Source organism: Kitasatospora sp. NPDC127035 (genome assembly GCF_042726075.1).
GTDB lineage: Bacteria > Actinomycetota > Actinomycetes > Streptomycetales > Streptomycetaceae > Kitasatospora.
Map to the genome: position 1 here is coordinate 1 of NZ_JBHXDN010000120.1, position 13,375 is coordinate 13,375.

At 69.5% G+C, this 13,375-nt stretch carries 13 protein-coding genes; 7 read left to right on the top strand and 6 right to left on the bottom strand.

All coding sequences use genetic code 11. The features are described 5' to 3' along the window. Window positions 1-139 precede the first annotated feature (139 nt). The 3 genes from tatC to ACFWIC_RS39870 form a co-directional block, all read right to left on the bottom strand. Complete coding sequence (gene tatC / locus ACFWIC_RS39860; RefSeq protein ID WP_380521988.1) at window positions 140-1,078, bottom strand: twin-arginine translocase subunit TatC; 939 nt, start codon at window positions 1,076-1,078, stop codon at window positions 140-142. A 260-nt stretch (window positions 1,079-1,338) separates the two neighbouring features. Continuing rightward, window positions 1,339-1,599, bottom strand: coding sequence for a twin-arginine translocase TatA/TatE family subunit (locus ACFWIC_RS39865; RefSeq protein WP_380521990.1), 261 nt, complete (start codon window positions 1,597-1,599; stop codon window positions 1,339-1,341). Between the two features lie 212 nt (window positions 1,600-1,811). Then, entirely contained in the window at window positions 1,812-5,453 is a 3,642-nt protein-coding gene (locus ACFWIC_RS39870) for a glycoside hydrolase family 2 TIM barrel-domain containing protein (protein WP_380521991.1), read from the bottom strand. 1,568 nt (window positions 5,454-7,021) lie between these two features. Here ACFWIC_RS39870 and ACFWIC_RS39875 point away from each other — a divergent pair. Together ACFWIC_RS39875 and ACFWIC_RS39880 are read left to right on the top strand one after the other, a co-directional pair. Further along, the gene (locus ACFWIC_RS39875; protein ID WP_380522007.1) at window positions 7,022-8,464 is read left to right on the top strand and encodes an NF041680 family putative transposase; all 1,443 of its coding nucleotides are present in this window, start codon (window positions 7,022-7,024) and stop codon (window positions 8,462-8,464) included. A 247-nt stretch (window positions 8,465-8,711) separates the two neighbouring features. Continuing rightward, complete coding sequence (locus ACFWIC_RS39880) at window positions 8,712-9,125, top strand: transposase (protein WP_380521993.1); 414 nt, start codon at window positions 8,712-8,714, stop codon at window positions 9,123-9,125. A gap of 35 nt (window positions 9,126-9,160) precedes the next feature. Here the strand turns inward: ACFWIC_RS39880 and ACFWIC_RS39885 are convergent, their stop codons facing one another. Next, window positions 9,161-9,676 carry an SMI1/KNR4 family protein gene (locus ACFWIC_RS39885; protein WP_380521995.1) on the bottom strand — a complete coding sequence of 172 codons (516 nt, stop codon included), beginning with the start codon at window positions 9,674-9,676 and terminating at the stop codon, window positions 9,161-9,163. A 40-nt stretch (window positions 9,677-9,716) separates the two neighbouring features. Beyond that, window positions 9,717-9,875, bottom strand: a complete 159-nt coding sequence (locus ACFWIC_RS39890; protein ID WP_380521996.1) for a hypothetical protein — start codon at window positions 9,873-9,875, stop codon at window positions 9,717-9,719. 35 nt (window positions 9,876-9,910) lie between these two features. Between ACFWIC_RS39890 and ACFWIC_RS39895 the strand changes: the two genes are divergently transcribed. Beyond that, the gene (locus ACFWIC_RS39895; RefSeq protein ID WP_380521998.1) at window positions 9,911-10,711 is read left to right on the top strand and encodes an alpha/beta fold hydrolase; all 801 of its coding nucleotides are present in this window, start codon (window positions 9,911-9,913) and stop codon (window positions 10,709-10,711) included. A gap of 48 nt (window positions 10,712-10,759) precedes the next feature. Here ACFWIC_RS39895 and ACFWIC_RS39900 read toward each other — a convergent pair whose 3' ends face one another. Then, window positions 10,760-11,158 (bottom strand): Rid family hydrolase, encoded by a 399-nt coding sequence (locus ACFWIC_RS39900; RefSeq protein WP_380521999.1) that lies wholly within the window; start codon window positions 11,156-11,158, stop codon window positions 10,760-10,762. 287 nt (window positions 11,159-11,445) lie between these two features. On the opposite strand from ACFWIC_RS39900, the gene ACFWIC_RS39905 reads away from it, so the two are divergent. From ACFWIC_RS39905 to ACFWIC_RS39920, 4 genes are all read left to right on the top strand, one after another. Then, complete coding sequence (locus ACFWIC_RS39905; protein WP_380522001.1) at window positions 11,446-11,862, top strand: hypothetical protein; 417 nt, start codon at window positions 11,446-11,448, stop codon at window positions 11,860-11,862. A gap of 115 nt (window positions 11,863-11,977) precedes the next feature. Next, on the top strand, window positions 11,978-12,262 hold the full coding sequence (locus ACFWIC_RS39910; protein ID WP_380522002.1) for a hypothetical protein: 285 nt from the start codon (window positions 11,978-11,980) through the stop codon (window positions 12,260-12,262). A 191-nt stretch (window positions 12,263-12,453) separates the two neighbouring features. Further along, complete coding sequence (locus tag ACFWIC_RS39915; RefSeq protein WP_380522004.1) at window positions 12,454-12,819, top strand: hypothetical protein; 366 nt, start codon at window positions 12,454-12,456, stop codon at window positions 12,817-12,819. Window positions 12,820-12,967: 148 nt separating this feature from the next. Next, window positions 12,968-13,264, top strand: a complete 297-nt coding sequence (locus ACFWIC_RS39920; protein WP_380522006.1) for a hypothetical protein — start codon at window positions 12,968-12,970, stop codon at window positions 13,262-13,264. Window positions 13,265-13,375 lie beyond the last annotated feature (111 nt).

Below are 13,375 nucleotides of genomic sequence, written 5' to 3' on the forward strand. Positions count from 1 at the left end.
ATTCATGTCCGTCCGTTCCGGCCGGCCAAGACCCGAGGCCGAGCCTCGGCCAGCCTGTCACATCGCAGACTTACACGATCTTTCGGACACGCTCCGGCTTCTGGGGGTCGTTGTTCCGGGACTGTCGTGGCGGGTGGGGTCAGGTGATGTCGTTCGTCTGTTCCTGGTGGGGGGTGTGGATGTGGGTGGCGGCGGATGGTGTGGGGCAGGGCTCGATCGCCTCGGGCTGGGTGAGCGGCTGGATGGTGAGGTCGAGGTGTGAGGCCTCCTCGTCGCTCAGTGCGTGGTTGGGGTTGCGTCGGGTCCTGCGTCTGTCGTTGACGGTCGCGATGCCGCAGGCGAGGTAGTACAGGGCCCAGATGGGTGCGGCGAGTGCGAACATGCTGAGGGGGTCGGCACTGGGGGTGGCGAAGGCGGCGAAGACGGTGATGCCGAGCACCATGGCGCGCCACCGGCCGAGCAGTTGCCTGCCGGTGATGGCGCCTACGAGGTTGAGCATCACCAGTAGCAGGGGGAACTCGAAGGCGAGGCCGAAGACGAGGACGAGGCGGGTGGCGATGTCGAAGTAGTCGGCGGGCGGCAGGATAGGGGTGGTGTCGTTGGGGGTGAACGCCAGGAGCATCCGGACCGTGGTGGGCAGGAGGAGCATCGCGAGGGCGGCGCCGGCGAGGAACAGCGGGGCGCCGCAGGCGACGAAGATCCGGGTGTACTTGCGTTCGTGCTTGTGCAGGCCGGGTGCGACGAAGGCCCAGAGCTGGTAGAGCCAGACCGGGACGGTTCCGACCACTGCGGTGGTCAGGGCGACTTTGAGCATCCAGGTGAAGCCGGCGGTGAGGCCGATGGTGGAGACCTGGGCGCACTTCTCCCGGCCTGCGGCGATGATCTCCGGGGTGCAGCGCAGCGGCTGCAGCAGGAGGTCCTCGATCCTCTTGTGGAAGACCAGTGCGAGGACCGTGAACACCGTGATCGCCAGGGCTGACTTGATCACGCGGTTGCGCAGTTCCCGCAGGTGGTGGGCGAGGGCCATCCGCCCTTCGGGGCTCCTTGCCGCCTTCGTCTGCTTGGAGAGCTTGCTCACCCGGTTCTCACTCTCCTTCGAGCCGGTGCCTGCCCGCTGGTCCGTCGTGTGAGGGGCGCAGGAGGCTCGTGGTCGCGGCCTCGCGTCGGTTGCCGTTTCGGGGCGGGTCAGGTGTCCAGGCCGGTACACGGCGGCCTTGGCCGGTGTCGGCCCGCTGGTGCGCGGGTGGTGCGGCGCCGGCCTTCAGTGCGAGAGGGGGCAGCGTGTCCGGCGGTGTTCTCTCCGGGAACACTCGGCCCGCTCTGCGCACGGCCGTCTGTTCAGGGGGTGTTCGGGTGGTGGGTTCGGGTGGTGGTGTGGCCGTTGGATGGTGTTTCGGAGCGGGGTGGGGGGATGGCCGGGATCGTGGTGTCCGGGGTGCGGGTGGTGGTGGTCGGGGCGGTTTCGGCGGGGCTGTCGACGGGGGTGTCCTCGTGCAGGGCCCTGGTCTCGGCCTTGAGTATGCGCAGGGACTTGCCGATCCCGCGTGCGGCCTCGGGGAGTTTCCTCGAGCCGAAGAGCAGGACGATCACGACGAGCACGATGATGAGGTGCCAGGGTTCCAGGCCGTTGCGGAGTATGGGAATCGCCTCCTTGACTGTCGGGGCGGGGGGATGGTCACCACGGGGCCCGGGGAATCGGGCCGGCACGGGGGTGGTGCCCAAGGGTGGGTGTGGTCGATGCGGGTGTGGTGCCGGGGCCGGCTGTTGTCGTGTCGGCCCGGCACCACACCGCGTTATCGGCCGGTCGCCGGTCAGGGGAGCAGGCGTAGCCGTGTGGTCGCGGACCAGTTGGCCGGCAGGGTGATCGCCGGGTCCACGTAGTTGCCCCAGCCGAGGTCCGGGTAGTTGATCTTGGCGCTGACGATCAGGTCGACGCTCAGGGAGTTCGCGTACGGGTCGGGTGTGATGGGCTGGAACGCGTCGATGACCGCGTAGGTGCCGGAGGAGGAGGTGTTCTTGTTGCCGGTGACCCTGACGGTGATGGTGTGCTCGCCGTCGGGCAGACCGGTGCGTTCGAACACCGTCTGCTGGAACTGCTTGGCGGGGGCGTACAGGTCGACCTGGGTGGGGGCTGCGCCGTCGATGGAGATCTCGACGATCCCGTGGTGGCCGTTCTTGGGCGCGATGACGCGGATGCCGGTGCCCCGGAACGTGGCGGTCGCCGTGTCGCCGGTCTGGTTGCTGTAGGACTCGGTGCCGTTCAGGTCCCCGGTGCTCCAAGGCTGTCCGGCCGCGTGTGTCCATGCCCCGCTGTAGGAGATGCGGTCCGACGTGTTGTCGATGACGGAGTTGACCACCTCGAAGGCGTCGATGAGGGCGTAGGTACCCGTGGCACTGGCGTTCTTGGTGCCGGTGCATTCGACTTTGATCGTGTGCTGGCCGTAGGCCAGCGGCCCGCTGCTGAACACCATCTGGGCGGGGACTCTCCAGCCCTTGTAGAGGTCGATGGTGCTCGCGAGAGTGCCGTCGATGTAGACCTTGACGATGCCCAGGTTGGTGTTCATTGCGCTGTAGAAGTCGACGCCGGTGCCGGTGAACGTCAGCTGCGCCGTCGCGCCAGCGGTGTTCGTCCACGACTCGGTGTCGAAGAGGTCCCCCGCGGTGTAGCCCGCACTGCGGTCGGCGTGGGTCCAGGGGCCGGTGTAGACGATGTCCGCGGACGCGTCGTCGACCGTCAGCCGCGCGGGCGCGAGACGGATCGCTTCGGTTCCGTCCGACTCGACCTGGACGCCCCAGCTCGTCGCGCCGGTGGTCACTTTGGCGAGGCGGATGTTGGATTTGGCGCTGCGGAAGTCGTTGGTCCAGTGCGGGGCGCTGTCCTTGCCGAACAGGTAGTAGCTGTGGGTGTCCTGGGCCCAGGGCCAGGTGGGCTGGGTGCGGTAGGCGTCGGTTCCGGCGGTCCGGGTGCGGGTGGCGGTGCCGGCCGGGCGTCCGATGTGGTCGTTGGGGTAGACCGTCCACTGGGCGTCGCGCTGCCAGGTGAGGGTGTCCGCTGCGCCGGCGAGGCTGAAGCGCACTCCGACGTCGCTGAAGGGGCCGGAGGGCGGGTTGGCGATGGTGTAGGTCGTGGTGAGCAGGCCGCGGCCGTCGATGGAGATCGTGAAGCTGGTGTTCACGGTGCCGAAGCGGCCGGTGAGGGTGACGACCGCCTGGCCGCCGGTGGTGGTGGCCGTGGCCGAGGTGCCGGTCCACGGGCCGGCCACGCCGCGTGAGAGGACGAGGTCCGGGCCTGCGGTGAGGACCCGCCTGCCGCCGGCCTTGGCGTCGACCAGGCGTGCGGTGGTCTTGTCGAAGACGACGGTGAACGGGACGTCGACGCCGGTGACCACGATCTGTGTCGCGGTCTGCTGGATGGTGGGGGTGGTGCCGCCGGGGGCGGTGAACTGCGGGGTGGGGCGGGCGTTGAGCCACAGGCGGTACTCGTCGACGATCGCGGCCCCGCGCCGGAAGGTGAGGTGGAGGGTGTCGCCGGCGGACCAGGGGCCGGCCGGGATCGTCAGGGTGCCGCTTTGGCGGGCGGGGACGGCGACCCCGGTGAGGGTGCCGGATCTGGTGCCGATGTCCCAGGTGATGGTGAGTTCGCCGAGGTCGCTGTGGTCGTACCAGTTCTTGACCGGTACGGCGATGGCTCCTCCCGGTGTCAGTCCGGTCAGGACGCCGTCGGTGATCCGTACCGGCGAGAACGCCTTCTTCGTCAGCCAGAACTCCGGTTTGGGCCGCCGCCACAGGTCGATGATGCCCCACTCGCCGTAGCCGACGGGGCCCTGGGGCAGGTGGAACGCCTCGTCGATGGCCGCCCAGATCGCACCGCCGACGACACCGTTCGCGGTGCGGAACCTCTCGGCAAACTTGTCGATGGCGTAGCCCCAGAAGTCGCGCACGCTCGGGTCGGCCTGCAGGGTGTTGTTGTTGTAGCAGGCCACGTGGCCGAACTCGCCGTACTGGACGGGCTGGTTCGGGTTGCCGGTCGCGTTGGCGAGCGAGGGGTAGTGGCCGGAGTAGATGTCGGCCTGGTTGCCGCCGTTGACCACCCGAGCCTCCTCGAAGACCGTCGGGCGGGAGGGGTCGTTCTCGTGCGCGTAGGTGTTCTCGAGACGGAAGTTGAGGGGATTCCCGAAGCTGCTCTCGTTGCCGAGGGACCACTGGACCACGCAGGCGTGGCTGCGGTCGCGCTCGATCATCTCGGCGAACTGCGTCAGGTACTGCTCGCTGTAGGCGGGGTCGTCGACCGTATGTGGCTGGAAGGTGACCGGTGCTTCCACCTCCACGTAGAGGCCGAGGCGGTCGGCCCATTCGAGCAGGCCGGGAGTCGGGGGGTAATGCGAGGTGCGGATGTAGTTGCAGTTCGCCTCCTTGTAGAGCCGTACGGCCTGCTCTTCCAGGGTGGCGTTCGCCGAACGCCCCTGCAGCGGGGACATGCTGTGGTGGCAGACGCCGAGCAGGTGGATGGGCTTGCCGTTGACCAGTTGCTGGTTGCCCTGGATCTTGAGCTGGCGGAAGCCCACCGCCCGGGTCACCGTCTGGGTGACGCCGTCGACCGTGAAGGTCGCGTTCAGGGTGTACAGGTGGGGGTGCTCGGCGTCCCACTTGCGCGGCGCGTTCACCGGGATGGCCACCGCCTGCTGGGGCGAGGCCCCGGTCAGGGTGATCTGGGCGGGGGTGAGGGGGACCGGCTGGCCGTCCGGGTTGGTGAGGGTCAGCGCGACGGTGCCGGTCTTGCCGGCGGCCAGCGCTGCGGCGGCGGTGACGGTGAGCGTGGCGTTCGTGTAGGAGGCGTCGAACGTCGTGTCGGTGTGCAGCCGGGTGAGGTGGGAGGCCGGCAGCGCCACGAGGGTCACGTCGCGCAGGATGCCGCCGATGTTGTGCTTGGCGTAGTAGGACTCGCGCGAGATGGTGTTCGCCCCGTCGGTGACGCCGAGGGTCACGGTGGCCTGCTGGCCCGGTGTGACGAGGGAGGTGATGTTGGCGTACCAGGTGGTGAAGCCGCCTTCGTGGGTGGTTACCAGGGTGCCGTTGACCCACAGGCGGGCGTAGCTGTACACGCCGTCGAAGCGCAGCAGGACGGTCCGGCCGGCGTAGTCGGCCGGGACGGGGACCTTCACGGAGTACGCGCACTCCTGGTTGGTGGGCACGTTCTGGCCCTGCATGGCGGGTTCGCCCGGGACGCTGACGGCCGCCCACGTGGAGGTGTCGGTGGCGGTGGTCCAGAAGGAGGCGGGCGGGGTGGTGGTGTAGCGCCAGCCGGAAGCGATGGGGATGCGCGGGTTGGCCACGCCCGAGACGGTGTCGGGCAGCGGGGGGACGACGGGGGGTGCGGTGGCGGCGGCGGCGGGTGCGGCGATGAAGAAGTCGCCGGCGCCGGCGACGGCGGCGAGCATTCCGGCGGCGACCATGCCCTTGAGGATGCCGCGGCGGGAGACGCCCGTCGGGGCGGGGTCAGCGGCGGGGGCGGGGGTGTGAGGGTCAGGAGACGACACTGTCTTTCCCTTCTTGGCAACTAGGCTGCTAGGTAGATTAAGGGGAAGTTCGGTGCGGTTGGCAATACCTGGGACGCGGGTATTCGTCACCGGCGGGATATTTCGTCGGAACCTCCCAGACACATCGGGACGGTGGGCCGGCGTCCTGCGGGATTCCGTCGCGCAGGGTCTGCCGCATGGCTCCCACCGCTCCCAGGCTGGCGGGGGAAGCGGGTTCGCCGGTCGGTCCGGCGCGGTGAGGTGTGGTGCGAGGTGACCGGGGTGGGCATGTCCTGACCGGGTGGCTGCCGGCGATGAAGGGCAGAAGGCCGCGGCCGATGCGGAGCGTGACGCGCCCGCCGGACGGGCGCCGGGCCGGTGCCTGGCCCGTACGATCGCGCCGTAGCGGTCGGTGGCCTGGTCGACCTCGACGGCGGCAGCCGCGGGACCGGCCCGCGCGGTGCTGCCGATGGTCCCGGGTCCTGCGGCCCGGCCGCCGAGCCGTGGATGGGCCAGGCTGCCGGGGCCGGTCGGGTGCGGATCGGCTGGCCGGCGAGGGTCGCAGGAATGCTTCGCAGGGTCTGCCCGGGCCAGTGACGGGAAGAGCTCCCAGGTCCGCGGGGAGCCTCTGGCGGCTCCCCTGGGCAGTGCGAGCCGTTCCGCGGCCGTGATCACCATGTCCTCGACGGCCTCTGCGTCGTTCGGACCGGTGCGGCGCGGAGGGGGGGATCGGGACCCGATCGGGTTGAGGGCCGGGCCGGCCGAGGCGGGTACGGCTGCTGCGGGTGTCGGCGCGGGACGGAACGTGGGGACGGGGGCCGCCAGGTCCAGCGGCTGGTGCGGCTGGCGGTGGTTGTGGGCGAACACCCACTGCTTGATGCCGGTCTGTGCGACGGTGGGTGGCTCGAGCGGCCCGCAGAAGTCGGGCAGTTCGCCGCGGGTTGCCGTGGAACCGTTCGATCTTGAGGGTGGTCGTGGGCGGGCGTGGCTTGGTCAGGAGGAGGGTGATGCCGTTCTCGCGGAGGATCCGCCCGGGCATCGCCTCGACCGGGAAGGGCTTGGTGAACCGGCCGGTGAACTGCTTGCAGTTGTCGGTCAGCACCTCGGAGGGGATCCCGTAGCGTCCCGTCGCGTCCGTGAACGCCTGGTCCGCCCGGGCGGACCGGTGCGACGTGCCGTACTGCCGGGCGGCCTCCGCCACACCGCCGCCGGCGGGCACGGCCTGCACCGTGCGGTGGCGGTACTCCGTTCGCCACTGCCGGTCGCCGAAGCCCGACTCCTGAGTCCTATCAGTCACGGCAGCAGCATCCGTCAATCGCCGTAAAGGACGACAGGGACCGTCGTGATTGTTATGGAACCGACAATCAGCTTGTTCTTTTTCTTCCGGTCTCGAACGACGCCTCGAACGGTGTCCCTCACATGGGGATTCGCCGGACATGAGGGCGGCCTTCGTCTGATCCTGTGCTCCGACCAAGGTGCACGTGACCACGACGAAGGCCGTGAAGGTGAGTCTGCTGCCTGATGCTGTCCGGCGGGAGGCGTTCGCGGAAGCGTCACGCTTCCGGGGACAGTTCTACGAGTGTCTGACCGCCCGGCGTGACGAGTTGTTCGAACTCACCGACGCGGTGCTGTGTGCGGACGGCGCGGTGAAGTCCCCGGTGGACCTGACACTGCTGCCCGAGCACCGTCGTGGGCACGGCGCCATGTACGGCGGCCTGAATCACGGCCGGATCGACCTCGGCCAGCTGCGGACCGCACTTGCCGGGCTGCCGCTGCCGCGCTTCGAGGGCGGGCGCCTGGTCCTCGCCGTCGACGTGTCGTCCTGGCTGCGTTCGGACGCGCCGTGCTCGGCGGGGCGGCTGTTCTGTCACGTCTACGGCCGGGCGAAGACGGCGGCGCAGTTCATCCCGGGCTGGCCCTACTCCTTCGTGGCCGTGCTGGAGCCGGGCGCCACGTCCTGGACCGCGATCCTGGATGTGGTCCGGCTCGGTCCGGCGGACGACGCGACCGCGGTCACCGCAGCGCATCTGCGGGGCGTCGTGGAGCGGCTCATCACCGCCGGCCAGTGGCAGGCCGGGGACCCGCACATCATGATCGTCAGTGACGCCGGCTACGACGTCACCCGCCTGGCCTGGGTTCTGCGCGACCTGCCGGTGGAACTTGTCGGCAGGGTCCGCTCCGACCGCGTCATGCGCCTGCCGAAACCACCAAGGATGCGGGGCGTCAACGGCCGGCCGCCCAAGCACGGCCCGGAATTCCGCTTCGCCGAACCGCCGACCTGGCCCGAGCCCGCGGTCACCACGGTCACCGACACCGCCAACTACGGCAAGGCCGAGGCCCAGGCATGGGACAGGGTCCACCCACGGCTCACCCACCGCTCCTCCTGGCTGGACCACGATGGTGAACTGCCCCTGGTGGAAGGAACGTTGATCCGGCTGAAGGTCGAGCACCTGTCGAAGGAACGAGACGCCCCGCCGGTGTGGCTGTGGTCCTCCAGAACCGGCGCCACCCCGCAGGACGTGGACCGCTTCTGGCAGGCATTCCTCCGCCGCTCCGACCTGGAGCACACCTTTCGCTTCGCGAAACAGACCCTCGGCTGGACCACCCCAAAACTCCGCACCCCCGAGGCCGCCGACCGCTGGACCTGGATCCTCATCGTCGCCTACACCCAGCTCAGGCTCGCCCGGCCACTCGCCGTGAACCTCCGCCGGCCCTGGGAGAAGCCCACCACCTCCGACCGCCTCACCCCGGCCCGAGTCCGCCGGGGATTCAGGAACATCCGCCCCCACATCGCCTGCCCGACCCGTGTTCCCAAACCCCGAGGCACAGGCCCCGGACGGCCACCCGGCGCCAAGAACAAACACCGCGCACCCCGCTACGACGACGGCAAGACCGTCAAACGCCCCGAGACCCTCAAAGACATCGGCGAGCCCGGACGATCTTGGTAGATAAAGAACAAGCTTACGGGCTGCCAACCAACCAGCCACACCCAAGAGATGAGCCAGCTAAACAGCAACACTCTCACTACACCCGAAAAAGCCGCAGGCCATGCACTGGCCCACAATCGCGCCACACGACCAACCAGCCAACGCCCCGACTCACCCCCTCCACCCCGGCCCCTGGAAACGCATCAACCAACCCGCAAAACCCCACCCCACCGACCACCCCAACCCCGCACACCCACCGCCACCCCATATGCGCGTCCTGATCGCCCGCACCGCACCCGGCCTACTCGCGCTGCCAGGCGTCGGAACCGAGACCGCCGGGCAGCTGCTGGTCACCGCCGGCGACAACCCCGACCGGCTCGCATCCGAGGCCTCCTTCGCCCACCTGCGCGCCGCCGTACCTGTCCCGGCCTCGTCCGGACGCACCGACCGCCACCGGCTCAACCGTGGCGGAGACCGCCAGGCCAACCGCGCGCTGCACACAATCGTGCCGGTCCGCATGCGTCACAACCCTCGAACGCGCGACTTCGTGGCACGACGCACCCTCGATAGACTCAAGACGAAGGACATCTTCAAATGCCTCAAGCGCTTCATCGCGAGAGAGGTCTACCGCTACCTCACCGGCGCCTTCAGCGACGCGACCGGGCCGCCTCTTGCAGCTTGACGATCTACAGAAGCTTCAGAGTCAAGCCGAGGCCGTCAGTCCTCCCGCCAGTTCCGGTACTCGTGCGGGGGAAGGTTCCAGGAACCGTCGCTGAAGGGATTGGGCAGCGCCCCGTCCAGGGCTCCGGCGAGAAACTCGCCGAAACCCATCCCGTACCGGCGCCACGGGTCGGTTCCGTACGGCACCTGGCGCCTGAAGACGACGACGTCCCAGATCTCGGGATCGAGCGAGTCGCAGATCCAGAACGCCACGTCACCGTTGACGGTCGTCGCGAAGGGAAGAAGCCTGCCCTCCTCGGACAGTTCCACGGCTCCGCCGTCCGACTGTGGTTCCTCCCGCGGATCGAACCCGAGTCCGTCCAGCAGCCGGCTCTCGGGGCGGCCTTCCGCCGGCGGGATGCGGACCGCGAGGTACTCGTTCAGCTCGCCGCCGCCGAACACCGCGACGAAGTCCCGGTAGTCCGCCGGAACCCGCAGGCCCGTGCTCCGCGCAAGTTCCTCCCAGTCGACGACATCACCTTGAGCTTCCGGAATCCCGAGGATGCCGGACAAGCGACCGATCATCTGGTGCATGAATTCTCGTCTTCCCTCGTCACCCATCGCCGAACAACCCGGCGTCCTCGCCCGATCGACTGTCTATCGACAGGCCGAGATTCTTCCAGCCGTTTCTGGTCGTGTAGATCAGATTCGAAACGGTGTCCGAACTGGCACCAACCAGACGCCCGTTCCGATCCCATGCCACAAAGGTCATCTCGACCTCATAGGGGCGAGCCTCCCCCCGGCATAGTGCGGGGTCACCTGATAGAGAACGACTCACTTGTTGTCGATCTGCTCCTTCACCCGATTCTCAAGGGTTGTGCGGATCACCGGCTGGGTGCCGGCGCGCCGGTGCTGTGCGTGCCGGGCTTCGCCGATGCGGCCGAGTCGTGGTTTGCGCTGGCCGAGGCGCTGAAGGACCGGCACTGCGTGGCCGTGCTGGACCTGCCTGGGTTCGGTGCGGCTCCTCGGCTGGAGGCGGGGGTGACCGTGGAGGACTTCGCGGGCAGGACCGCCGCGGTGGTTCGACGCGGTTGGTCCGGCCCCGTCACCCTGATCGGGCATTCTCTGGGTTCGGTCCTGGCCGTGCGTGCGGCACAGAAACTCAACGGGCAGTGCGCGGCTGTCGTGTCCATCGAAGGAAATCTGACCCCGCAGGACGGTTACTTCTCCGGACAAGCAGCACGCCACGATGTTCCGGGCGCGTTCAAGGACGATTTCTCGGGGCAGGTGCGCAGGCTTGTCGAGGACGGCCGGGCGCCGGCCAGTTACGCCCGCTCGGTAGCCGTTGCCGACTCGTACAGCATGTGGGCCCTCGGCCGTGATGCCGACCGGTGCGGCGCGGCCGACGGCTTCGGCCAGGAGTTCGCGGCCCTGCGCTGTCCGGCCGACTACCTGTGGTCGCGGACCGCGACTCCGCCCGCCACCCGGCAGTATCTGGCCAAGAGCCGCCCAACGCACCACCAACTGACAATCGAGCATCACTGGCCGTGGACGATCAGTCCCGACGCCGTCGCCGATCTGGTGCACGCCGCAGCCGCGCCGAGCTGATCCGGAGACCACCCTCAGGTGCCACACCGCCCGGGTCGACGAACCGGTTCAGTCCGGCTCGACCGCGTAGACCTCGATTTCGACCTTCATCTGCGGGCCGAGCAGTCGCGACACCTCCACGAGAGTGGCTGCCTGGCGTACCTGGGCAAATGCCTCACGATGGGCTCTGGCCACCAGTTCCGCGTCCGTCATGTCGGTGACGTAGGTAACCGTGCGGACCACCGCCGCCATACTCGAACCGGCCTCGCGCAGCGCGGCCTCGATGATCGCGAGCGCGGCCTTCGCCTGTTCATAGGCGTCCACCCCGTCCAGGTGTGGCGGCTGGGCGGTGGTTCCGGAGACATGCACCTGGCCGCCGACCCTCACCGCGCGGCTGTACCCGTAGACGTCCTCGAACGGACCACCGGAAGACACGATCCGCCTCAGCCGGTCCTCGTCCTGCCCCATCGTCACAACCCTTCGTCGGCCAACTGGTCAGCGCGGGGAACGACAGCTACCGACCCACGTCGGCCTACTGCCGCCACCTCGATCCCGACGAGCCGTACTGGTCCGGCGTGGTAACGATCGCCGCCGTCGAGACCCTACTCCGGTGAGGAGCCCCTGGCCGCCGAGGTAGGCGTGAAGGCCGTTCAGCGGGGGTTGCGCCACCCTCCGAGCCCTCCGGCAGACTATCCCCGGAACTGGCCGCCTGGGCGCAGCGGGCGACGGTCGAGGTGGGGATCGGGGGCGGGCAGATGACGGCGTACCTGGCCGCGATGAACGCGTTGTCACCGGTGTTCGCGGTGCTGCAGGTGCTCGCGGTGCTCGCCGACACCGACATCCGGGGATCGCTGGCGGGCGGGTACTGGGTGGTGGGCGGCGGATGGCTGGTGGTGCGGTGGGCGGAGCGCGGGCGCGGCGGGCAGGGCCTGGGCAGGCGGCTGGTGGGGGTCGTGACGGTGGACGAGGGCACCGGTCCGTCGAGCGGCGCGGCCCGGGGGCCGGGCAGGCGCGGTGTCCTGCACCTCCTGGGCACGCTGCCGGGGTTCGCCGGATTCGTCCGGCCGGTCACCCATGTGCGGCGCCAGACGTGGGCCGACAGCATGAGCCGCATCGTCGTGGTGTGCAGGGAGATGACCGGCCGGATCACCCGGCCCCGCCAGCAGCGATAGCAGGCGGCCGGGTCCCGCGGAGGCAAGGGGGTGTTCCGCAGGCCCGGCCGGTGGGACGCAAGCAGCGCCGAGGTCGGCGCGGCTGGCCCGCTTCGGCCCGGACGCCGCCGACGCGGTGCCCTACCTGCGCCGGCTCTGGCTACACACTCCGCACTCATACGAACGGTCCGCCTACCTGGAGGCGCTGGCCGCCATCGACACCGGCGGCCTCCACCGCGCCTACACCGAATCCCTCTGGGACTGCGAGGACCAGGCCGGACTGCTCGGCATCACCCACGCACCCAGCCACCCCGAAACCCTGACGCGGATCGCGGCGCTGCGCGACGACCCCGTGGAGGGACAGGAGGTACGGGCTGCCGCCAGAACACGACTGGCCTCCCTTTCCTCTGACCACAGGTGACAACAACCGTCTCGACCGGCTGTCATGCACCGCGAAAGGTCGGTCTGGCCAACTGGCCTGTCCCGCTTGGCCAACTACAGAGTCAGGTACACTTTGCACGGTAGGTGGCCATCGTTGCGGGCTGGTTGGCCAGGTGCTGCCGGGCTTGTGCCGGGGCAGCCCGAACCGCGGTGAACCGCGAAGATGGACCCATGTCTGCCGTGCCCATCGAACCTCGCCCCCTCAACGACTCCGAGCGAGCCGTGCTGGAACACCTCCTGGAAGCCGACTTCGCCGGCGCTCCGGCGCTGCGTGACCAACTGGACCACACCGAGGTGGTAGCCACCTGGGGGCCCGGGTCGGTGAGCGTCGACCTCCGGGTGCGCGGACTGGAACAGCACCCCGCCGCGCCGTCCACGCTCCTGCCGGCCGGTGCCAACGTCTACGACCGCTCCGGCGAGTACATCGGCGAACTACTGGTCTGGGCCGAGGGGGGCACGACCCTGTCGGCCCTGGAGTACGCCTGGGTCACCGACGACATGCCGACCTCCCTGCCGTCCACCGACCAGCTCCGCTGAACAGCTGACAGCCGCTCAAATCGGAACCACCGGCCTGGCCAACTACCGTGCACCGTTTGGCCAAGTACCCGCTCGACGGCACTACCGCCGGGCTGACCCATGAGGAAGGCGCCGCGCTGCGGTCGCCAGTGAGCGGGCGGCCGCGTGGGTGCGCGCACTCGCCGCCCGGCAGCCGGCCGACGTCCACGGCACGGTGCTGGACTTGGTGGCCGACACAATCGAGCGGGCCACCGGCCACAAGGCCATCCCGCGGCGAACCGGCGGCGCGGGATGGGAGTTCGATCGTGTGGATGCGCCGGATCCGGTGCTGATGGAGAACGTGCGCTCGCCGGCGCGGCCTCAAGGCGGCCGCGGTGTAGTTCACGGCGCTGGTCTACCTCAACCAAACGACAACCTGGGCGCCCGGTTCATCGCCCCGGACGGTCCCCGGGACTGCCGGTTCTGAACAGTGCGGAAGGGCGCCCCCCCCCCGGGGGGGGGGCGTGCGCGGGTGCGGGGGGGGCGGGGGGTTAGTGCGGGCGGCCCAGCGGGGGGGGGGGGGCGCGGGCGCGCGCCC